This window comes from Streptomyces sp. NPDC107498, assembly GCF_055582805.1.
Genome location: NZ_JBVJPE010000005.1, coordinates 69,849 through 91,814, shown reverse-complemented (window position 1 = coordinate 91,814; position 21,966 = coordinate 69,849). Strand labels below are relative to the sequence as shown.

The window sequence follows — 21,966 nt, the reverse complement described above, 5'->3', positions numbered from 1 at the left end:
GCGGCAATCACTCTCCGGCGGGGCGCGCGCGGCGGGCGCGAGAGTCGTCGGTACGGCACAATTCCGTTGAATCAACGGCTGGTTGGCCCTTCGAGGCGCTCCGGTACGCATCGAAGCGGGCCGTGAAGTGAGCTCGGGAGTGAGCACCGTGGCGGTTCAAGGGGCGAGACAGTACGGCGAGCACGCGACGGCCTGTACCGGCTGCGCCCACTGCGGGCAGGCCGGGCACCGGCGCGCCGTCGCCGCCTTCCTGGCCCGGCGCGACGAGCTCGCCGCCGGACACGGCGTCCCCGCCGCCGTCGCCCACTCCCCGGTCGCCGCCCGCCAGTGGGTCTCCGACGAGCTCGCCCAGTCCGCCCGCGCGGTGGCCGTGCGCGGTCGGGAAGCCGGGCTCGCCCGGCTCGACCGCGTACGCCGCGGCGGTCTCGGCGCCGTCTGGGGCGCGGTCCTCGCCCTCCTCCTCGGTCAGGCACTCACCGCCGTCGGCGGCGGCTGGACCGGCGCCCGCACGGCCGGCCTCTGCACCGCCCTGGTCCTCGCCGTCCTCCTCAGCGCCGCCGCCCACGCCCACCGTGCCCGGGGCGGCCTCCTCGCCCCGCTGATCGGCGAGGACAACCGGCTCTCCACCACCCGCGCCGTCGCCGCCGGCTGGTTGCTGCTCCTCGGCTTCGCCCTCCTCTTCCTGGCCTTCCGGTCGCCCGGCGCGACCGCCTTCGCCCTGGCCCGGGGCGCCGGTCTGCTGACCGTCCTCGCCCTCGTCGCCTCCGTCACCGTCACCGCCCGTCTCGTCGTCGTCCTGGGAACCGCGGCCGGACGCCTCCAGAAGGTGCGCGCCGACCGTCCGCGCGCCGCCGACCTGGTCTGCGACGACAGCGGCCGGGCCGCCCTCGCCGACGTGCAGTACCTCCTCGTCTCCGGCGCCGTCCTCGCCCTGGCCGCCGTCGGTCTGGCCCGCGACCCCGACCGGCTCCCCGGGGTGCCCTGGTCCCTCGTGCTGCTCGTCGGCGTCTCGGCGGCCTGGCACCTCGCCGCGAAGGCCACCGAGGGCGTCCGTCCCACGATCCACTCCGTGGTCCGGTCCCGGGAGGCGGGCGACCTCGACGCCCCGATCCGTACGGGCGACGACATCGAGATCCGCGGCCGCGGCTTCGTCCCGCCCGGCGCCGGTGCCCCCGACCCGCTGACCCGTCTGGTCGTCCGCATCGGCCCCGTCCACGCCCACGTGCCGCTGGTCCCGGTCCCGGGCGGCTTCGCCAACCCCACCGACGCGGCCCTGACCGTCCCCCTCCCGGCGGACGTGGAACCGGGCCGGGTGGAGGTCTCGGTCGTCACGGCGGCCGGCGTGGAGACCAACCGGGTCACGATCGACGTCGTGGACTGAACGTCCGGGCCCCCTTCCCGTGTCCTGGGCGCCTGGTGCGAGGAGAATCGTTCCGCGAGCAGTCGTCCGGGGCGTGGAGAGGTGACCGACGATGACGGGACAGACGAACCGACCGCACGACACGGGCGACGACCCGAGCGGCACCGGCCCCACCGGCGGTCGGGGAGGGCCCGGCGGCACCGGCGACCCGGGTGAGGCGGGCGGGCGTCCCGCCGAGCGGAGGGCCACCTTCGACGTGTGGAAGGCCACCGCCTCCCGCTACGCCCTCCTTCCGCTGCGGATCTTCCTCGGGGTCACCTTCATCTACGCCGGCCTCGACAAGCTCACCGACTCCGGCTTCTTCGCCGCCACGGGCAGCGGCTCCATCGGCGAGATGATGCGCGGCGTCCGCGACAGCTCCGCGATCCCCGCCCTCGTCGACCTCGCCCTCAAGAACCCGGCCGGCTTCGGGTACGCCATCGCCTTCGGCGAGCTCGCCGTCGGTCTCGGGACCCTCTTCGGTCTCTTCGCCCGACTGGCGGCGCTCGGCGGCGCACTGATCTCGCTGAGCCTCTGGCTGACCGTGAGCTGGCAGGTGCACCCGTACTACCTCGGCAACGACCTGGCCTATCTGATGTCCTGGCTCCCGCTGCTGCTGGCCGGGGCCCCGGTGCTCTCGCTGGACCGGCTCCTCGCCGAACGACGCCGTATTCGATAGGCGACCCAGGTCACGAGGGCGGCGGTGCCGAGACCGCCGCCGAGCACGGGGAACGCCGCGTACCACGGGGTCGTCCAGGCGTCTGCGGCGTCACCCGCGTAGGCCGCGGCCACGGCGAGGGCGGTCAGGCCGACGAGCAGCCGGCCGGGGCGGAACTCATGAAGCAGCACGGGTGACCTCCACCTGTCCGAGTCCGACCTCCAGCGAGAGGTCCAGGGTGCCCGCCGGGGCGGTCCCGGCCGGCGGGGTGAGCGTCCGGGTCACGTCACGGTCCGGCGAGATGTCGATGTCGTCGGCGGGCGCGCCCGGCAGCTGCAGATCGCCCAGACCCACCTGGGCGTGCAGCTTCACCACCGCGCTCTTCGGGACGATCACCTTGATCCGCCCGGCGCCCACCTCGACGTGTGTCGTCGCCGTCGTGCCGGCCGGGAGCGGGAGCCGGGACAGGTCGAGCGTGCCGACCCCGGTGCCCAGCTCGTAGTCCGGCCGCACGGCGGCGACCGAGGCGGGCCGCCAGGTCTCGCGGACCCAGTCCGTGGTGATCCGGTCGGGCAGCGCCGTCGCCAGGGCCAGCAGGCCCGCCGTGATCACGGTCAGGAAGACCGTGCCGAAACCGGTCCGTCCGAGGAAGCTGCTGACGACGAGACCCAGGCCGAACACCGCGAGCGCGGCTGCCAGCCCGATCTGGAGGCTGGTGCCCAGCGGGTGCGTCTCCCAGGTCAGAGCGACACCGACGACGGACGCGATCACCGCGAACAGATGGACGAGTCCACCGATGGAGACCGGGCTCAGGCGGACCGAGGGCGTCGGACGCCCGGGAGCCGATGGTCCCGGGCCCCACTGACTGCCCGGCTTCGGCACCTCGCCGTTCACCCGGCCGCCCTCGTCCAGGATTCCGTGCGGACCCCACAGGTAGCCGACGGCGATCCTGCCCGTCGAGCCGTCCTTGACGATCGGGTCCTTCCACCAGGAGGGGAACTCGACGAGCGGCGGCGCCTTGGTCTCGGGCGGCGCCTCGGCGACCGCGAGGACGGCCGCCGCGTCCGCTCTGCCCTCGGCCTCGCCGCCGACCCGCCGACGCTGCGACCAGACCGCCGCCCCGCCCACCGCGAGCGACAGCGTGAGCGTGAAGCCCAGCAACTCCCCGCTGTGCAGCGTCGACAGGAAGATCCCGCAGCCGATCAGCGCCATCAGCAGGGCCGCCAGGGAAGCCCCGGACACCCGTCCCGTCAGCAGCCCGCGTCCCTCGCTCTCCTCCTCGCCCGCGAGCGGGATCAGCAGCCACGCGAAGCCGTAGAACACCAGCCCCAGGCCGCCCGTCACCGACAGCACGCCGATCACCACCCGGAATATCACCGGGTCCAGGTCGAAGCGCCGCCCGAGACCTCCGCAGACGCCGCCCACGACGTTGCTCCCGCGCGAGCGCCGGAGCGGCGGTGCGGGATCGGCCTCCGCCCCCGGCGGGGCCTCGTGCTGCGAAGGCATCGAACTCGTCATGCCTCCATGGTGACGGCCCGTGACGTCCTGCGGCACCGGGTCCGACCCTGGCCCGACCCTGATATTCACGGGGCCTTCGCCCCCGAGCCCGTACCGGGGACGATCTCAGGGCCGACCCTGATGTCCGGGGCGGGCCGAACGTGTGACGATCGGTGCATGTCCGCAACCGCTCGTGTCACCGAGACCGACGAACCGCCCGTGCGCAGGCTCTACCGGAGCGCCGACGGGCGGTGGCTCGGCGGTGTCGCGCGCGGCCTCGCGGGCCACCTCGGCCTGCCGGTCGTCTGGGTGCGCGCGCTCTTCGTGGTGCTGTCGTTCTCGAGCGGCCTGGGCATCGTGCTCTACGCGGTCTTCTGGATCGTCGTCCCGCTCGGCGTCGGCGGAAGGTCCGCCCCGCGCTCCCTCTTCGAGACCACCTCGGACGGCCGCCGCAGACTGCGCAAGCCCGACCGGGGCCAGGTCGTCGCCCTGATCGCGCTCGGCATCGGCCTCGCGGCCCTCGTCGGGAACGTCAGCGTCGACAACGAGACCGGACGCTACATATGGCCGCTGATCCTCATCGCCGTCGGCGTCGTCCTCGTCTGGAGACAGGCGGACAACGCCCGCCGGGCCAGCTGGACCGATCCCGGGCACCGCAGGCGCGCGTTCCAGCTCGTCCGCGGTCTCGTCGGCGTCGGTCTCGTCGGCACCGGTCTCGCGGTCTTCCTGGTGGTCCGCGGCTCCGTCGCCCAGCTCGGCACGGCGGTCACCGCCGGCGTCGCCGTCCTCACCGGCATAGCGCTCCTCGCCGGCCCCTGGCTGGTCCGCATGTCGCAGGACCTCAACGACGAGCGGACCATGCGCATCCGCGCCCAGGAGCGCGCCGAGGTCGCGGCGCACGTCCACGACTCCGTGCTGCACACCCTGACCCTGATCCAGCGCAACGCCGACGACCCCGGCGAGGTGCGCCGCCTCGCCCGCGCGCAGGAGCGCGAGCTGCGGAACTGGCTCTACAAGCCCGAGGGCACCGGCAGGGACGAGGAGCCCGAGACCCTCGCGGAGGCGGTGAAGAGAGCGGCGGCCGAGGTCGAGGACAAGCACGGGGTCCCGCTGGAGGTGGTCGTCGTCGGGGACTGCCCGCTCGACGAGAAGCTGACCGCGCAGATCCAGGCCGCGCGCGAGGCGATGGTCAACGCCGCCAAGTACGGTGGCAAGGGCGGGGCCGTGCAGGTGTACGCCGAGGTGGAGGGGCGTACGGTCTTCGTCTCGGTGCGGGACCGGGGGCCGGGCTTCGACCTGGATTCGGTGCCCGAGGACCGGATGGGCGTACGAGAATCGATCATCGGCCGTATGCAGCGCAACGGCGGCACGGCCCGGCTGAGATCACCGCAGGGCGGGGGCACCGAAGTGGAGCTCGAGATGGAGAGGGCGGACGGATGAGCGACGAGACCGGAGCGACGACCGGAACCGATGCGGGGGCGCCGGGCGCGGAGCGCCGGGTGCGGGTGGTGCTCGTCGACGACCACCGGATGTTCCGCACCGGGGTGCAGGCCGAGATCGGCCGGACCGAGGTCACCGGCGTCGAGGTGGTCGGTGAGGCCGCCGACGTCGACCAGGCGGTCACGGTCATCACCGCGACCCGCCCCGAGGTCGTCCTCCTCGACGTGCACCTGCCGGGGGGCGGCGGGGTCGAGGTGCTGCGGCGCTGCGCGAGCCTGATGGGCGCGCCCGAGGACCCGGTCCGTTTTCTGGCCCTGTCGGTGTCGGACGCGGCCGAGGACGTCATCGGGGTGATCCGGGGCGGCGCCCGCGGCTACGTCACCAAGACGATCACCGGGACCGACCTGGTCGACTCGATCTTCCGGGTCCAGGAGGGCGATGCCGTCTTCTCGCCGCGCCTCGCCGGCTTCGTCCTGGACGCCTTCGCCTCGACGGACGCGCCGCCGGTGGACGAGGACCTGGACCGGCTCACCCAGCGGGAGCGCGAGGTGCTGCGGCTGATCGCCCGGGGGTACGCGTACAAGGAGATCGCCAAGCAGCTCTACATCTCGGTGAAGACGGTCGAGTCGCACGTCTCGGCGGTGCTGCGGAAGCTCCAGCTCTCCAACCGCCACGAGCTGACCCGCTGGGCCACCGCCCGCCGTCTGGTCTGAGCGGGGGCTCAGCCGATCCGGGTGGCCCCGGCGAAGGGCATCTCGTCGACGGGGGCGATGCGCACCGGGGCGCCGGGCCGGGGGGCGTGGATCATCTGGCCGCCACCGATGTAGAGCCCGACGTGGCTGATCCCGGAGTAGAAGAAGACCAGGTCGCCGGGGGCGAGCTGGGAGCGGGAGACCCGTCGGCCGGCGTTGATCTGGGTGTACGTCGTGCGGGGCAGGGAGACACCGGCCGCGCGCCAGGCCGCCTGGGTGAGACCGGAGCAGTCGTAGGCGGAGGGGCCCGTCGCTCCCCACACGTACGGTTTGCCGAGCTGGGCGCGGGCGAAGGAGACGGCCTCGGCGGCCCGTCCGTCCGGGGCGGTGACCGGTTCGCGCTCGCCGCCCGAGGAGCGGTCGGCCCGTACCGTCGGGGAGGCGCCGGACGTGCCCGTACGGCTCGGGGCGTCGGTCCGGGCCGAGGCGCCGGAGCCGTCCCGGGCCGTGGCGGCGGCCTCGTACCGCGCGCGTTCCTCCTCGGTCAGCCGGGCGAGCAGCGCCCTGGCCTCCGCCAGCTTGCCGACGACGACGGCCTTCTGCCGTCGCAGCTCCGCCTCGTGCCCGCGCAGTGCGGTCAGCTTCCCCGCCGATTCGCCGCGCAGCCGCCCGATCGCGGAGAGCTCGTGCCGTACGGCCGTGACGGCGGCCGCCTGGCGGTCCCCGGCCTTCTCGACGAGCGCGGCCCGTTCCAGGTACTGGTCGGGGTCGGAGGTGAGGGCGAGCTGGACCGCGGGGTCGAGCCCTCCGGAGCGGTACTGGGCGGCGGCCATGGAACCGAGCGCGTCCCGGGCGGTGTTGAGGCGTTCGGTCCTGCGGGCGGCCTCGTCGCGCAGCCGGTCGAAGGCGGCGCGCGCCTCGTCGGCCTTCTCCTTCGCCCCGTTGTACCGCTCCGTGGCGGCCTCGGCCTCCTCGTAGAGCCGGTCGACCTTCGCCCTGACCTGGGCGGTGGTGGGCCGGGGGTCCGCGTGGCCGGACCCTTCGAAGAGCGTCGCCGTCGCCGCGGAGGCGAGGGCGAGGGTGGCGGCGGTGCGGACCGCCGAGGCGCCGAGCGGGGACTGTTTGGACTTCCGGTGCGCTGCCACGAGGGCGGGTCACATCCTCTTCCCTGAGGGGGCCGGTGCCCGCCGGGCCGGCGGCGGGCCGCACAGGGGAGACGGACCGCCGCCGGGTTTTCTCGGCGGGGGTGACCGACGCCGCCGGAACACCGGCGGAGGTGGGGAGCCGGTCACCTGGTGGAGGACGCTAATCCTGGGGTCACGGCCGGACGAGGAGTTGACCGCTATTGACGGCGGTTGATGTGTCGGGACCGGTTTCTTTCGTCCGGGGGGAGGGGTCGGGGTCATTCCGGCGGCTGTCCGACCGAAGCGGCGGGGGGAGTGGACCCGGCCGGAGAGCGGTGCTAAGGCCCCGGTTAGGCTCCGCCCCATGGACGTACTCATCAATGTCTTCGTCGCCCTGCACATCATCGGTATCGCCTCCCTCCTCGGCGGCTTCCTCACCCAGATGAAGGCGATGGGCGCGGGTACGGCCCGCTTCAGCCCCGCGATGCTGCACGGCGCGCTGACCATGCTGATCACGGGCGTCGCGCTCGTCGGACTCAACCAGGCCGACGACCACTCTCCGAACAACCTCAAGATCGGCATCAAGCTGGCGATCCTCGTCGTGATCCTCGGCCTCGTCTACGTCAAGCGGGACGAGGAGCGGGTCGACAAGGGCCTCTTCGCCGCCGTCGGCGGCCTGACCACGGCGAACATCTTCATCGCGACCCTCTGGGTGTGAGCCCTTCCACAACCTCCGTCCCGAAGGCGGACCCGGATGTCGGCGGGGCGTCCTAGACTCGTGAGGCGATGAGCAGCCTCTTTGACGACAGCTTCCTGGCCGGCCTCCAGAACCACTCGGAGGAGCCCCCGCCCCACCCCGAGGACGACGAGCACGGCTCCCCGGCCGCGGAGGAGGTCCCGCACGACCTCTTCGGGGAGCACTTCGACGCGCCCCCGCCCGCCCGGGAGACGCACTACCGCGACGGCCACCCCCGGCCCGTCGTGGACGCCGCCGCGCTCCTGGAGGGGCTGAACGAGCAGCAGCGCGCCGCCGTCGTCCACACGGGCACCCCGCTGCTCATCGTCGCCGGCGCCGGCTCCGGCAAGACCCGGGTCCTCACCCACCGCATCGCCCACCTCCTGGGCACCCGGCACGTCCACCCCGGCCAGATACTGGCGATCACCTTCACGAACAAGGCCGCCGGCGAGATGAAGGAGCGCGTCGAGCAGCTCGTCGGACCGCGGGCCAACGCGATGTGGGTCATGACCTTCCACAGCGCCTGCGTCCGCATCCTGCGCCGCGAGTCGAAGAAGCTCGGCTTCACCTCCTCCTTCTCGATCTACGACGCCGCCGACTCCAAGCGGCTGATGGCACTGGTCTGCCGGGACCTGGACCTCGACCCGAAGAAGTTCCCGCCGAAGTCGTTCAGCGCCAAGATCTCGAACCTGAAGAACGAGCTGATCGACGAGGAGTCCTTCGCCGACCAGGCCGTCGACGGCTTCGAGAAGACGCTCGCCGAGGCGTACCGGATGTACCAGGCGCGGCTGCGCGAGGCCAACGCCCTGGACTTCGACGACATCATCATGACGACGGTCCACCTGCTCCAGGCGTTCCCCGACGTCGCCGAGCACTACCGGCGTCGCTTCCGCCACGTCCTCGTCGACGAGTACCAGGACACCAACCACGCCCAGTACACGCTGGTGCGCGAGCTCGTCGGCACCGGCTACGAGGACCTCGGCCCGGCCGAGCTGTGCGTCGTCGGCGACGCCGACCAGTCGATCTACGCCTTCCGCGGCGCGACCATCCGCAACATCCTCCAGTTCGAGGAGGACTACCCGGACGCGACGACGATCCTCCTGGAGCAGAACTACCGCTCCACCCAGACGATCCTCTCCGCGGCCAACGCCGTCATCGAGCGCAACGAGTCCCGCCGCCCCAAGAACCTGTGGACGAACGCGGGCGCGGGATCGCAGATCACCGGCTACGTCGCCGACACCGAGCACGACGAGGCCCAGTTCGTCGCCGACGAGATCGACCGGCTCACCGACGCGGGCGAGGCCAAGGCCGGGGACGTCGCCGTCTTCTACCGGACCAACGCCCAGTCCCGCGTCTTCGAAGAGATCTTCATCCGCGTCGGCCTGCCCTACAAGGTCGTCGGCGGCGTGCGCTTCTACGAGCGCAAGGAGGTCCGGGACGTCCTCGCGTACCTGCGCGTCCTCGCCAACCCCGAGGACAACGTCCCGCTGCGCCGCATCCTCAACGTCCCCAAGCGCGGCATCGGCGAGCGCGCCGAGGCGATGATCGACGCCCTGTCCCTGCGCGAGAGGATCACCTTCCCGCAGGCCCTCAAGCGGGTCGACGAGGCGTACGGCATGGCCGCCCGCTCGGCGAACGCCGTGAAGCGGTTCAACGCGCTCATGGACGAACTGCGCACGGTCGTCGAGTCCGGCGCCGGCCCCGCCGTCGTCCTGGAGGCCGTCCTGGAGCGGACGGGCTACCTGGCCGAGCTCCAGGCCTCGACCGATCCGCAGGACGAGACCCGCATCGAGAACCTCCAGGAACTCGCCACTGTCGCCCTGGAGTTCGAGCAGGAGCGCGGCGAGGAGCCCGCCACCCTCGCCGAGTTCCTGGAGCAGGTCGCGCTCGTCGCCGACTCCGACCAGATCCCCGACGAGGACGAGGAGGGCCGGGGCGTCATCACCCTGATGACCCTGCACACCGCCAAGGGCCTGGAGTTCCCGGTGGTGTTCCTCACCGGCATGGAGGACGGCGTCTTCCCGCACATGCGCGCCCTCGGGCAGACGAAGGAGCTGGAGGAGGAGCGGCGCCTGGCGTACGTGGGCATCACGCGCGCGCGTGAGCGGCTCTACCTCACCCGCTCGTCGATGCGCAGCGCCTGGGGCCAGCCCTCGTACAACCCGGCCTCGCGCTTCCTGGAGGAGATCCCGCCCGCGTACCTGGAGTGGAAGCGGACCGGCCCGATGGCCAAGCCCGCCGGGCCGACCTCGGGGATCACCTCCTCGCTCTCGTCCTCCCGTTCGCGCTCCGGCCCCTCCGGCTTCGCCACCCGGCGCGCCGGCGAGAAGCCGGTCATCTCCCTGAAGGTCGGAGACCGGGTCACGCACGACCAGTTCGGCCTCGGCACGGTCATGGCGGTGCAGGGCGACGGCGGGGACGCCCAGGCGACGATCGACTTCGGCGACGAGAAGCCGAAGCGGCTGCTCCTGCGGTACGCGCCGGTCGAGAAGCTGTAGCCGGACGGTACGAGGAGGGCCCCGGCGTCATCCGCCGGGGCCCTCCTCGTGGGTGCTTCTCGTGGGTGCTTCCCGTACGGGAGCTCAGCCGAGCGGGTTGAGGCCGTGGCTCAGCAGCCAGGGCAGCGGGTCGATCGCGGAGCCGCCGCCCGGCCGGACCTCGAAGTGGAGGTGCGGGCCGGTGGAGTTGCCGGAGTTGCCGGAGTAGGCGATGACGTCGCCGGCCTTGACGTAACCCGAGCGGATCTTGGTGCTGCTCAGGTGGCAGTACCAGGTCTCGGTGCCGTCGGGGGAGGTCACGATCGCCATGTTGCCGTAGGCGCTGTTCCACTGCGTGCGGACGGTGCCGTCGGTGGCGGCCATGACGGGGGTGCCGTACTGCACGGGGAAGTCGATGCCGGTGTGCAACGACATCCAGTTGACGCCGGCCTGGCCGAAACGCGCGCTGAGCTGGTGCAGCTTCACCGGCAGCAGGTACTTGGGGCGCAGCGCCTCCTTGCGGGCCGCCTCCTCCTCGCGCTTCTTCTTCTCGGCCGCCTGGCGGGCGCGGAGGTCGATGCGCTCCTGGGTGCGGCTGGCGCGGTCGCCGAAGTCACGGGCGTCGGCGCTGAGCGCGGCGAGCTGGGTGTCGAGCGCGCTGTTGGCGGCGACCTGCTCGACCGAGGCCGGGTCGGCGGCGGCGAGCGCGGTCGTGTCGTCCTTCTGCCCGCCGGGCGTGGTGGAGCCGGTGAGACCGCCGACGGAGGCGGCGGCGATGCCGGCGACGCCCATGACGCAGGCGGAGGGGACGGCGACGGTCAGCAGCGCGGACCGTTTGGCGGGGGTACGGCGACGGCCGCGGCTGCCGCCGGGGGCGCGGCGCACGGGGCGGCCGGCGAGGGGCGGCTCCGTACGGAGTTCGACGGCCGGTCCTGCGGTCGGCTCGTCGTGGCCGTGGGTCTCGTCCTCGGCGTCCTCGCCGTCGAGGGCCTCCGGGGCTCCGGCGTCGGCCCCGGCCGGGTCGTAGGCCCCGTCGGCCTCGTAGGTCTCGTCGGAGACGAGTCCCTGGTGTTCCCGGTGTTCCTCGTGCTCTGCGGGGACGTACTCGAAGGCGAACTCGGCCGTGTGCTCGGCCTGCGGGGCGTACTGCTGGGGTACGACCGGCTCGGGCTCCGGGGTCGCGTGGTTCCACGCGGTCGCGTCGAAGGTGCCGGTCTCGGTCGCGAAGGCGGGGGCGGCCCACTGGCCGGTGGCGTCGTAGGCCTCGTAGCCGTACGTGCCCTGGGCGGCGTACGCGCCGGTGTGGGCGGTCTCGTACTGGCCGGTGTGCTGGGCCTCGGTCCAGGCGGAGGCGTCCCACTGTCCGGTGGTGTCGTACTGCGTCGCGGTGGTCTCGTACGCGCCGGTGGTCTCGTAGGAGCCGGCGGCGGTCCACTGGCCCGTGGTCTCCCACTGGCCCGTGGTGTCGTACTGCCCGGTGGTGTCGTACTGCCCCGTCGTCGGGTACGTGCCGGTGGCCGCGTACGGGCCGAGGTCCCACTGGCCGCTGTGGTCGGCCTGACCGTCGGGGTAGGCGCCGAACAGCGGGTCGATGGCGAAACTGCCGGTGGTGTGGGCGCCGTCGCCGACGTACCCGGCGTTGGGGTGCTGGTCGTTCACCAACGTCTCTCTCGCCTCGGCAGCAGGACCAGTCCGGGGCGGGCCCGTGAGGGGTGTCCCGGGGGTAAGCAGTGGCGCGACTGTACCCGGCGGTATGCGCGGCGGACAATCTTCGGAGGGGTTTGGGCCTGTAGGAAACGGGCAATCGGTCGCGTTTTGCCAGGTCGCGTGGAGAGCTTTGGCCTTGTGTTCGATGAACGTTCGAAGAACGGTGCCGTGAGGTCAGGCGACGGAGGTGGCGCCGGGTCCTTCCTCCCGCGTTCCGACGGCCACCGGACCGCCCGCGTCGAGGGCCTCCCGGACCCCGACGGCCACCGTCGGATGCACGGGCAGCGCGAGATGGCCGATGCCGCTCACCCGCACGTTGTGCACGAGCAGGTCGGGATGGTCGAGACGGGCGGTCTCCGCCGGCACCATCACCTGGTCCAGCTCGCTCCAGAAGCTCACGAACCGGGTCCGGCAGCCCGGCGCGGGCCCGGCGAGCTCCCGCAGGACCTCCGAACCGGGCCGCATCTGCCGCACCAGCGGATGCGCGTCGGCGAGCGGGGCCACCGTGGTGCCCGCGTGCGGGGTGCCGAGCGTGACCAGGGTGCGCACCCGGGAGTGGCCTTCCAGTCGCTGTACGTAATAACGGGCGATCAGCCCGCCCAGACTGTGCCCGACGATGTCGACCTCGGCGTGTCCGGTGCGGGCGCGGACCTCGTCCACCCGGCGGCCCAGCAGCTCGGCGGCGGTCCGCAGGTCGCAGATGAGCGGGGAGTAGTTGAGCGACTCGACGCAGTCACGGCCGTGCCGGAGGAGGGAGCGACGGAGCATGACGAAGACCGACCGGTTGTCGACGAGGCCGTGCAGGAGGATCACCGGCCGGTTGCCCGAGGCGGTCGTCGTGGGCGGCTGGGCGGGGGAGAGCCGCTCGGCGACGATCCCGGACGGGTAGAGGACGAGATGGCCGGTGAGGATCGCGACTTCCAGCGCGGTGGCCTTCATGAGGGCGGTGACCTTGGCGAGCTCCATGGCCGGCCTCCCGAACGGCACGCGGGGCCGAACGGTACGCCCGGTCCTCCGCGCATCGCACCGCCCGGACGGCGGCACGGGCGCGGCGACCTCGTCGCGGCTCCCTTCGCGACCGGCCCCGCTCGCGGCTGGTGGGCCCAGGAGGAGGGCCCGAAAGCGGGGACGGCGCAGAGCGAACATGTCCCAATGTGTGATTTCCCCCTCGGGCGGCATCGCGAAACAGCCCGGTGCAGGATGCTGGGGACAACGTTCGTTCACCTCCCCGGCAGTCAGGCGCGGGGGTCGCATGTGGAGGCAGTGATGGGTGTGAGCGGTCCGATCCGTGTGGTCGTCGCCAAGCCGGGTCTCGACGGCCACGATCGCGGAGCCAAGGTGATCGCGAGGGCGCTCCGCGACGCGGGCATGGAGGTCATCTACACCGGGCTCCACCAGACCCCCGAGCAGATCGTCGACACCGCGATCCAGGAGGACGCGGACGCGATCGGCCTCTCGATCCTCTCCGGAGCGCACAACACGCTGTTCGCGAAGGTCCTGGAACTGCTCAAGGACCGCGACGCGGAGGACATCAAGGTCTTCGGCGGCGGCATCATCCCCGACGCGGACATCCCGCCGCTCAAGGAGAAGGGCGTGGCGGAGATCTTCACGCCGGGCGCGACGACCGCGTCCATCGTCGCGTGGGTGAACGCGAACGTCCGCGCCGCCGCGTAGTCCGCCGCGCGGCGCGCCCTGAGCCCGCGCCTTCACCGACGGGGCCCTCTCTGACGGGCCCCGTCGGCGTCCCGGGGCGCGCCGGTCGACCGGGCCGCCTTCGGCGGGGGCCGCCACGGCCGCCTTCCCGGCGGTCGCCGACCGGGCCGCCCCCCTCAGGAGCCGGGCGTCGGTACGGGACCGGGGGCGGGGGCGGATGCGGGTGTCGGTACGGAACCGGGCGTCGGTACGGGGGCGGGCGTCGGTACGCGGGCGGATGAGGGCGTCGTTACGGAACCGGGCGGCGGTGAGGGGGCTCGGGATGGGGGCGGGGTGAGTTCGGCGTGCATCGTGGCGCGGAGCCGGAGCGTGGAGACCAGGCGCTGGAAGGCCTCCGTCCAGTAGTCGCCCGCGCCGGGGGAGCTGTCCTCCGACTCGTCCGGGCGGGCCGTCAGGGCCTCCAGCCGGTGCGCCGCCTCCGGGGCGAGGCAGCGCTCCGCCAGGCCCATCACCCCACTGAAGCTCCACGGGTAACTGCCCGCCTCGCGCGCGATGTCGAGCGCGTCGATCACCGCGACACCGAGCGGCTCCGCCCACGGGACGGTGCAGACGCCGAGCAGCTGGAACGCCTCCGACAGCCCGTGGGCCGAGACGAACGAGGCGACCCAGCAGGCCCGTTCCTCCACGGGCAGCGTCGACAGGAGCTGGGCGCGCTCGGCCAGGGACGAGGTGCCGGGGCCCGTCGCGGGCGGGACGGCCGGGGACCCGAGCAGCGCGCGCGACCACGCCGGGTCCCGCTGTCGCACGGCGGCCCGGCACCAGGCCGCGTGCAGTTCGCCCTGCCAGTCGTCGGCGACCGGCAGCGCCACGATCTCCTCCGGGCCGCGTCCCCCGAACCTGGCCGGCCAGGAGGGCAGCGGCGTCGCCTCGACGAGCTGGCCCAGCCACCAGGAGCGCTCGCCCCGGCCCGCCGGAGGCGTCGCCACCAGTCCGTCCCGCCGCATCGCCGCGTCGCACTCGTGCGGGGCCTCGACGGTGATCGTCGGCGTCGGGGCCGTCCGGTCCAGGCCGACGCAGGTGGCAGCCCGGGCCGCCATCCGGTCCGCGAGCGCGGAGGCCGGCAGGGCGGAGAGCAACTCGGCGGCGGTGGCCCGGACGTTGCGGCTGCGGTCGTCGAGGGCCTCCTCCAGGAACTCCTCGTCGGTGTCGGAGAGCCCGGCCCGCAGCGAGTCCAGGAACATCAGCCGGTCCTCCGCCCGCTCGGTGGACCAGGTCGAGGCGAGCAGCGCGAGACCGGCGGCCGGGTCCTCGCTCCGTACGGCGGTGAGCAGGGCGACCCGCTCGGCGAACAGGCCCTCGTCCCACAGTGCGCGGACCCCCTCGGCGTCCTTCGGGGACGGGAGGCGGCCGCTCGCGCCCCGGCCCCGGAGGGCGAACCTCCACTCGGGGTTGAACCGGGCCAGCCACAGGCCGCGCGGACCCGCCAGACGCAGTGCCTGGGGGCGCAGGTCGGTGCGGGCCCTGGCCGCGTCGAGCAGCGCGGGCAGGGCGGCGGCCGGCGCCTTGTAGCCGTGCCGGTCGGCGAGGGCCAGCCACTGGGGGAGCAGCTCGGCCAGGTCGGGGGCGGCTCCCCGCCGCCCGGCGGGCGAGGGCGCGGCCCGGTCGGCGAGCAGCTGGTCGAGACGGAGCCGGGCGGCCTCGGGCAGCGGCGCGCGCGGATCCTCCGGAGCGGGCTCCGGCAGGGGAGCGGCGGGTCCGGGCCGCAGCCCCGCCCTGCGCCGTACGGTGTGCAGCGCGGCGGCGTCGAGCAGGGCACCCGGCAGGTCCTGCGGCGCGACGGAGCCCGCGAGCGCGGAGGGAGACCGACGGTCCGTCCCCAGCGTCGCCGAGCTGACGAGCTCCTCCCAGGACGGGGCGGACGCCCTGTCGTCGGCGGTCGTCCCCCCGGCCGGCGCGGCGGGGGCGGTCGCGGTCGTGTCCATCGGGCTCCTCCGGTGGGTCGGTGCGCGGTGGCCGGACGTCATATGAGGGGGACCGTCTCGCCCGGGGTCTCCGGCGACCAGGCGGCGAGCGGGGCGAACCCCCGGTGCCCGACCTCTCCGAAGACGGTCACCGGGGCGCCGCCGGACAGGGCGACCAGGCGCCAGAGGCCGGGCCGGGACTGGGCGGCGGGCGTCAGGGGCAGCGCCTCGCGGCCGTCGGCGTCGGCGAGCTGCCAGCCGTACTCCGCGCGCACCGGTACGACCTGACCCAGCGTCACGGGCCAGGCGTCCAGCCACGGGTCCCCGCCCAGCGCGCGACCGTACGCGTCGAGCGCCGCGCCGACCGGGCCGCCCGCCGGCGGGGCGGTGGGGCCCGCGACCGGGACGAACCGCTCGCCCGGCTCCGCCCGCACCTGCCCCGAGCCGGTGTGCGGCGTCAACTCGCCGTCGAGCAGCGCGCCCACGGGGAGCGCGAGCTGCGGTGCCCGGCCCGCCGCGCCGAAGGAGAGCAGGAGCGCGGTGCGCCCGGTCGTGGTGCCGTGCAGCCAGATCCGCCGGGTCGTCAACCGGGCGTCGGCCGCGTCGTACTGCGCGAGGACCAGCCAGTGGTCGCGCACCGGGGCGCCGTCGGCCGGGGACGGGAGGCCCACCCGGGTCCGTACCGTCGTCGCGAACGGGGCGGGCAGCCGGTCCGTCGCCAGCCACGCCCGGTCGAGGAGGTGCGTCAGCGCGCACTCCTCCAGGAGCCGCACCGGCCAGCCCGGCCCCGACCCCGGTATCGCCCCCAGCTCCCGGACCCGTCCGGCGAGCCCCGGCGCCTGGGCGTCGACCATGCGGGCCGCCGTCTCCTCCCACAGGCCGTACCCCGCCTGCCCGGCCACCGCCAGGCCGCCGCGCAGCAGATCGGCGAGCCGCTGCTCCAACTCCCGCGCGCCCGAGGTGATCCGGGCCGCCCTGCGCTCGGCCCTGCGGCGCGCCGCCTCCGGATCCGCCGTCGCCCCCGGGGTCCCCTCCCCGGCCCGGGGGTCCGCGCTCGCGGTCCGGCCGCGCCGCGCGGTGATCCACTGCGCGGCCCAGTCGGGCGCGGGGCAGCCCTCGGCGGTGATCCCGTCCGCCGCCCGGAGCAGCAGCAGGCCCAGCACGTGCTTGCAAGGGGACTTCCGACTGGGGCAACCGCAGGAGTACGCGGGCCCCGTGGTGTCGACGACCGTCCGGTACGGCGTGCTTCCGCTGCCCTTGCACAGGCCCCAGACGGCGCCGTCGCCGCACCCCGTCTCCGACCAGGGCCCGGCCGTGCCGAGCTTGCTCCCCGCTCTGCGCGACGCTTCGTCAGGTGCCAGCGCGAGCACCTGTTCCGCCGTCCGACGCACCCCCATGGCATTCATGTCGTCGACGGTAGAGGCCGCCACTGACAACGTCCCCGACCCGGCGGTTTCAGCGAACGAGACCCGCGAGGCCGCGCGTGAGGTCACGTGCGAGGTCGGCGGCGGGAGCGTCGAGCCGATCGTCGATCGCCGGCTGACTTCCCCCCACCTCTCCAACCGGTCCTGACCTGCGGTGACATCCGATTGTCAGTGGCATGGTGCACGGTGGATCGCACAGCAGGTCGAACGATCTGGAGGGGGAGCCATGCCCGTGCCCGAAACCATCGCGAAGCCCGGTTCCGGTGTCGAGACGGACACCGGACCGGGACGGCCGCGGACCGCCACCGAGGCCCTGCGGCCGCACGCGGAGCACGCCTTCGCCCACGAACTCGCGGCCCTCGCCGCCGCCGACGACCGGCCCCGGCCCGCCCGCTGGCGCCTCTCCCCGTGGGCCGTCGCCACCTACCTCCTCGGCGGCACGCTCCCCGACGGCACCGTCGTCACGCCCAAGTACGTCGGACCGCGCCGCATCGTGGAAGTCGCCGTCACCACGCTCGCCACCGACCGGGCGCTGCTCCTGCTCGGCGTCCCCGGCACCGCCAAGACCTGGGTCTCCGAGCACCTCGCCGCCGCCGTCAGCGGCGACTCCACCCTCCTCGTCCAGGGCACCGCCGGGACCCCCGAGGAGGCCGTCCGGTACGGCTGGAACTACGCGCGGCTCCTCGCCCACGGCCCCAGCGGGGACGCCCTCGTCCCCAGCCCCGTGATGCGCGCGATGTCCCGGGGCATGACCGCCCGGGTCGAGGAGCTCACCCGCATCCCCGCCGACGTGCAGGACACGCTCATCACGATCCTGTCCGAGAAGACCCTGCCCGTCCCCGAGCTGGGCGAGGAGGTGCAGGCCGTCCCCGGCTTCAACCTGATCGCCACCGCCAACGACCGCGACCGGGGCGTCAACGAGCTCTCCAGCGCGCTGCGCCGCCGCTTCAACACCGTCGTGCTGCCGCTGCCCGCGACCCCCGAGGACGAGGTCGACATCGTCGCCCGCCGGGTCGAGCAGCTCGGACGCTCCCTGGAACTGCCCGCCCTGCCCGACGGCGTGGACGAGATCCGCCGGGTCGTCACCGTCTTCCGCGAGCTGCGGGACGGCGTCACCACCGACGGCCGGACGAAGGTCAAGTCCCCCTCGGGGACGCTCTCCACGGCCGAGGCGATCTCCGTCGTCACCGGCGGACTCGCCCTCGCCGCCCACTTCGGCGACGGCGTCCTGCGCCCCGGCGACATCGCCGCCGGCATCCTCGGCGCGGTCGTCCGCGACCCGGCGGCCGACCGGATCGTCTGGCAGGAGTACCTGGAAACGGTCGTCAGGGAGAGAGACGGCTGGAAGGACTTCTACCGCGCCTGCCGCGAGGTGAGCGCATGACGTCCACGGCCACGGTCCCGGGGACCTCCCGCCCACCGGACCCGCCCCGGAACACGGCCCGTGGGCCGGTCGCGTCCCCGGCCCCCGCCCCCGGCACCCCGGGCCCGGGCGTCGGTTCCCGGCCTCGTGGGAGCGGTGGGCGGCGGGGGGAGCCCCTGCTGCTCGGGGTGCGGCATCACGGGCCCGGGTCCGCGCGCGGGGTGCGGGCGGCGCTGGAGGCGGCGCGGCCCGCCGCGGTGCTCGTCGAGGGGCCCGCCGAGGCCGACGCCCTCGTGGCGCTCGCCGCGGACCCGGACATGCGGCCGCCCGTCGCGCTGCTGGCCCACGCCGTGGACGATCCGGGGCGGGCCGCGTTCTGGCCGATGGCCGCGTTCTCGCCCGAGTGGGTCGCGATCCGCTGGGCCCTCGACCACGGCGCCGCCGTCCGCTTCGTCGACCTGCCCGCCGCCCACACCCTCGCCGCCGCCGACCCCACCTGGAGGGACGAGGAGGAGGTCACGGGCGGCGGCCCGCGGATCGACCCGGTCGCCGAACTCGCCGGGGCCGCGGGGTACGAGGACGCCGAGCGCTGGTGGGAGGACGTCGTCGAACTGCGCGGGGACGGCGACCCCACCGCCCCCTTCGAGGCCCTCGCCGAGGCCATGGGCGCCCTCCGCGAGACGTACGGGCACGGCGGCCACCCCCGCGACCTGGTGCGCGAGGCGCACATGCGGCTCCGGCTGCGCGCCGCCCGCAAGGAGTTCGGGGACTCCGTCGCCGTCGTCTGCGGCGCCTGGCACGTGCCCGCCCTCACCCGCAGGACCACCGTCGCCGCCGACAGGGCCCTCCTCAAGGGCCTGCCCCGGGCGAAGGCCGAGCTGACCTGGGTGCCCTGGACCCACCGCAGGCTCGCCCGCCGTTCCGGCTACGGCGCCGGAATCGACGCGCCCGGCTGGTACGGACACCTCTTCGCCGCCCCCGACCGGCCCGTCGAGCGCTGGATGACGAAGGTCGCCGGGCTCCTCAGGGCCGAGGACCACCCCGTCTCCTCCGCCCACGTCATCGAGGCCGTCCGGCTCGCCGAGACGCTCGCCGCCCTGCGCGGCCGCCCGCGCCCCGGCCTCGACGAGACGACCGACGCCGTCCGCGCCGTCCTCTGCGAGGGCTCCGACGTGCCGCTCGACCTCGTCCGCGACCGCCTCGTCGTCGGCGACGTCCTCGGCGAGGTGCCGGCCGGCGCCCCCGCCGTGCCGCTCCAGCGCGATCTGGCCCGCCGCCGGCGCACCCTGCGCCTCAAGCCCGAGGCCCAGGAGCGCGAGCTCGTGCTCGACCTCCGCAAGGAGACCGACGGCGAGCGCAGCCGTCTGCTGCACCGGCTGCGCCTCCTCGGCGTCCACTGGGGCGAGCCGGCCGCCGGGCGGGCCGGCACCGGCACCTTCCGGGAGACCTGGCGGCTGCGCTGGGAGCCCGAGCTGCACGTCCAGGTCGCCGAGGCCGGCGTCTGGGGCACCACCGTCGAGGCCGCCGCCACCGCCAAGGCCGAGTCCCGCGCCCTCGCGGCGACCGCCCTCGGCGACGTCACCGCCCTCGCCGAGCAGTGCCTCCTCGCCGGACTCACGGACGCGCTGCCGGTCGTCATGCGGGCGCTCGCCGACCGGGCCGCGCTCGACACCGACGTCGCCCACCTGGCGCAAGCCCTCCCGGCCCTGGCCCGCGCCCTGCGCTACGGCGACGTCCGCGGCACCGGCACGGCGGCCCTCGGCGAGGTCGCCGCCGGGCTCGCCGAGCGGATCTGCGTCGGCCTGCCGCCCGCCTGCGCCGGACTCGACACGGACGCCGCCGCGCAGATGCGGGACCGGCTCGACGCCGTCCACACGGCGATCGGTCTCCTCCCGGACCGCCCCGACCTCGTCGACCGGTGGGCCGGGGTGCTGCGCCGGCTCGCCGACCGCGACCGGATACCGGGCGTCCTGCGGGGGCGGGCCGCCCGGCTGCTGCTCGACGAGGGCCGGATCGACGACGGCGAGGCCGCCCTGCTCATGAGCCGCGCCCTCTCGCCCGGCACCCCGCCCGCCGACGCCGCCGCCTGGATCGACGGCTTCGTCGGCGGGGCCTCCGGCGGCGGGCTGCTCCTCGTCCACGACGAGCGGCTCCTCGGACTGGTCGACGCCTGGCTGTCGTCCGTCCCGGCCGGGACGTTCACCGACGTCCTGCCGCTGCTGCGGCGCACCTTCTCCGGTTACGAGCAGGGCGTGCGGCGCACCCTCGGGGAGCTGGTCGCGCGGGGTCCCCGCGCCGGCGGTCCGGGGCCCGCCGCGCCCGGCGTGCCCGGCTTCGCCCCGACACCCGACCCCGAGCGGGCGGACGCCGTGCTGCCGCTGCTCCACCTCATCCTCGGAGCCCCCGGGATCCCCGCAACCCCCGCAACCCCCGCGACCCCCGGAACGGAGGCCCTCACATGACGCTCACCGACGACGAGCGGCTGCGGCGCTGGAGGCTGGTCCTGGGCGGAGGGGAGGCCGACGGCACCGGCCGGGCGCTCACCGGCACCGACGCCGCCATGGACGGAGCCCTCACCGCGCTCTACGAGCGCCCGGGCGGGAGCGGCCCCCGCACCGGACGGGACCGTTCGGCCGGGCTCGGCGCGTCCGCGCCCTCCGTCGCCCGCTGGCTCGGCGACATCCGCACGTACTTCCCGAGCTCCGTCGTCCAGGTCATGCAGCGCGACGCCATCGACCGGCTCGGGCTCGCCGCCCTCCTCCTGGAGCCGGAGATGCTGGAGGCCGTCGAGGCCGACGTGCACCTCGTCGGCACCCTGCTCTCCCTCGGCAGGGCGATGCCCGAGACGACCCGGGAGACCGCCCGGGCCGTCGTCCGCAAGGTCGTCGACGAGCTGGAGAAGCGCCTCGCCGCCCGCACCCGCGCCACCCTCGACGGCGCGCTCGACCGCTCCGCCCGGATCAGCCGCCCCCGTCACCGGGACATCGACTGGGACCGCACGATCCGCGCCAACCTCAAGCACTACCTGCCCGAGCACCGCACGGTCGTCCCCGAGCGGCTCGTCGGCCACGGGCGCGCCTCCCGGGGCGTCAGGAAGGAGGTCGTGCTCTGCGTCGACCAGTCGGGTTCCATGGCCGCCTCCGTCGTCCACGCCGCCGTCTTCGGCGCGGTGCTCGCCTCGATGCGGTCGCTCGCGACCCGCCTCGTCGTCTTCGACACCTCCGTCGTCGACCTGACCGAGCAGCTCGACGACCCGGTCGACGTCCTCTTCGGCACCCGGCTCGGCGGCGGCACCGACATCAACCGCGCCCTCGCCTACTGCCAGTCGAGGATCACCCGCCCCGCCGACACCGTCGTCGTCCTCGTCAGCGACCTCTACGAGGGGGGCATCCGGGACGAGATGCTGAAGCGGGTCGCGGCCATGAAGGCCTCCGGCGTCCAGTTCGTCGCGCTGCTCGCGCTCTCCGACGAGGGCGCCCCCGCGTACGACCGGGACCACGCGGCGGCGCTCGCCGCGCTCGGCGTCCCGGCCTTCGCCTGCACCCCCGACCTGTTCCCGGAGATCATGGCGGCCGCCCTGGAGAAGCGCCCGCTCCCGATACCGGAGGGTTGAGACCGGAAGGCTGACACCGGAGGGTCGGAGGGCCGATGCCGGAGGGCCGGGGCTGCGGAATCCGTCGTCGCGGGACCACCCGCACGGGCGCGCGCGACCCGACTGAGGTCCATATCACACGGGTGGCGGAGCGGTCCTCACCTCGACCCCCGGCGCGTCGTGAGAACCCCGCAGGCCAGTCGCCGCCTGCCACGAGGGGCCTCCGGGCCCGTCCCGCCACCC

Annotated in this window: 16 protein-coding genes; 10 read left to right on the top strand and 6 right to left on the bottom strand. The window is 74.5% G+C overall.

The features are described 5' to 3' along the window. Positions 1-148: 148 nt before the first annotated feature. Positions 149-1,381, top strand: a complete 1,233-nt coding sequence (locus ACZ66Z_RS10795; protein WP_469933645.1) for a hypothetical protein — start codon at positions 149-151, stop codon at positions 1,379-1,381. Between the two features lie 91 nt (positions 1,382-1,472). Continuing rightward, entirely contained in the window at positions 1,473-2,078 is a 606-nt protein-coding gene (locus ACZ66Z_RS10790; protein WP_469933644.1) for a DoxX family protein, read from the top strand. Positions 2,079-2,234: 156 nt separating this feature from the next. Here ACZ66Z_RS10790 and ACZ66Z_RS10785 read toward each other — a convergent pair whose 3' ends face one another. Beyond that, on the bottom strand, positions 2,235-3,575 hold the full coding sequence (locus ACZ66Z_RS10785; protein WP_469933643.1) for a PspC domain-containing protein: 1,341 nt from the start codon (positions 3,573-3,575) through the stop codon (positions 2,235-2,237). 156 nt (positions 3,576-3,731) lie between these two features. On the opposite strand from ACZ66Z_RS10785, the gene ACZ66Z_RS10780 reads away from it, so the two are divergent. Together ACZ66Z_RS10780 and ACZ66Z_RS10775 are read left to right on the top strand one after the other, a co-directional pair. Then, positions 3,732-4,994, top strand: a complete 1,263-nt coding sequence (locus ACZ66Z_RS10780) for a PspC domain-containing protein (RefSeq protein WP_469933642.1) — start codon at positions 3,732-3,734, stop codon at positions 4,992-4,994. Continuing rightward, a complete protein-coding gene (locus tag ACZ66Z_RS10775; RefSeq protein ID WP_469933641.1) occupies positions 4,991-5,707 on the top strand; it encodes a LuxR C-terminal-related transcriptional regulator in 717 nt (238 codons plus the stop codon). The genes ACZ66Z_RS10780 and ACZ66Z_RS10775 overlap by 4 nt, the downstream gene beginning before the upstream one ends. 8 nt (positions 5,708-5,715) lie before the next feature. Here ACZ66Z_RS10775 and ACZ66Z_RS10770 read toward each other — a convergent pair whose 3' ends face one another. Continuing rightward, positions 5,716-6,831, bottom strand: a complete 1,116-nt coding sequence (locus tag ACZ66Z_RS10770; protein WP_469933640.1) for a C40 family peptidase — start codon at positions 6,829-6,831, stop codon at positions 5,716-5,718. Positions 6,832-7,174: 343 nt separating this feature from the next. On the opposite strand from ACZ66Z_RS10770, the gene ACZ66Z_RS10765 reads away from it, so the two are divergent. Together ACZ66Z_RS10765 and pcrA are read left to right on the top strand one after the other, a co-directional pair. After that, the gene (locus ACZ66Z_RS10765) at positions 7,175-7,528 is read left to right on the top strand and encodes a hypothetical protein (RefSeq protein ID WP_469933639.1); all 354 of its coding nucleotides are present in this window, start codon (positions 7,175-7,177) and stop codon (positions 7,526-7,528) included. A gap of 68 nt (positions 7,529-7,596) precedes the next feature. Further along, entirely contained in the window at positions 7,597-10,044 is a 2,448-nt protein-coding gene (pcrA, locus tag ACZ66Z_RS10760; RefSeq protein ID WP_469933638.1) for a DNA helicase PcrA, read from the top strand. A gap of 84 nt (positions 10,045-10,128) precedes the next feature. On the opposite strand, the gene ACZ66Z_RS10755 is transcribed toward pcrA, so the two are convergent. Both ACZ66Z_RS10755 and ACZ66Z_RS10750 read right to left on the bottom strand, forming a co-directional pair. Next, positions 10,129-11,682 (bottom strand): M23 family metallopeptidase, encoded by a 1,554-nt coding sequence (locus ACZ66Z_RS10755; protein ID WP_469933637.1) that lies wholly within the window; start codon positions 11,680-11,682, stop codon positions 10,129-10,131. 222 nt (positions 11,683-11,904) lie between these two features. Continuing rightward, positions 11,905-12,696 carry an esterase/lipase family protein gene (locus tag ACZ66Z_RS10750; RefSeq protein ID WP_469933636.1) on the bottom strand — a complete coding sequence of 264 codons (792 nt, stop codon included), beginning with the start codon at positions 12,694-12,696 and terminating at the stop codon, positions 11,905-11,907. Between the two features lie 300 nt (positions 12,697-12,996). Here ACZ66Z_RS10750 and ACZ66Z_RS10745 point away from each other — a divergent pair, with 300 nt between their 5' ends. Beyond that, positions 12,997-13,404, top strand: a complete 408-nt coding sequence (locus ACZ66Z_RS10745) for a cobalamin B12-binding domain-containing protein (protein WP_469933635.1) — start codon at positions 12,997-12,999, stop codon at positions 13,402-13,404. A gap of 155 nt (positions 13,405-13,559) precedes the next feature. Here ACZ66Z_RS10745 and ACZ66Z_RS10740 read toward each other — a convergent pair whose 3' ends face one another. Both ACZ66Z_RS10740 and ACZ66Z_RS10735 read right to left on the bottom strand, forming a co-directional pair. Next, positions 13,560-15,365 carry a DUF5691 domain-containing protein gene (locus tag ACZ66Z_RS10740; RefSeq protein ID WP_469933634.1) on the bottom strand — a complete coding sequence of 602 codons (1,806 nt, stop codon included), beginning with the start codon at positions 15,363-15,365 and terminating at the stop codon, positions 13,560-13,562. 38 nt (positions 15,366-15,403) lie between these two features. Continuing rightward, positions 15,404-16,750, bottom strand: a complete 1,347-nt coding sequence (locus tag ACZ66Z_RS10735) for an SWIM zinc finger family protein (protein WP_469933633.1) — start codon at positions 16,748-16,750, stop codon at positions 15,404-15,406. Positions 16,751-16,994: 244 nt separating this feature from the next. On the opposite strand from ACZ66Z_RS10735, the gene ACZ66Z_RS10730 reads away from it, so the two are divergent. The 3 genes from ACZ66Z_RS10730 to ACZ66Z_RS10720 are packed head-to-tail and all read left to right on the top strand — an operon-like array spanning position 16,995 to position 21,744. Then, positions 16,995-18,152 (top strand): ATP-binding protein, encoded by a 1,158-nt coding sequence (locus ACZ66Z_RS10730; RefSeq protein WP_469933632.1) that lies wholly within the window; start codon positions 16,995-16,997, stop codon positions 18,150-18,152. Next, on the top strand, positions 18,149-20,593 hold the full coding sequence (locus tag ACZ66Z_RS10725) for a DUF5682 family protein (RefSeq protein ID WP_469933631.1): 2,445 nt from the start codon (positions 18,149-18,151) through the stop codon (positions 20,591-20,593). Before ACZ66Z_RS10730 ends, ACZ66Z_RS10725 begins: the two co-directional genes overlap by 4 nt. Beyond that, positions 20,590-21,744 carry a VWA domain-containing protein gene (locus ACZ66Z_RS10720; protein ID WP_469933630.1) on the top strand — a complete coding sequence of 385 codons (1,155 nt, stop codon included), beginning with the start codon at positions 20,590-20,592 and terminating at the stop codon, positions 21,742-21,744. The genes ACZ66Z_RS10725 and ACZ66Z_RS10720 overlap by 4 nt, the downstream gene beginning before the upstream one ends. Positions 21,745-21,966: the final 222 nt, after the last annotated feature.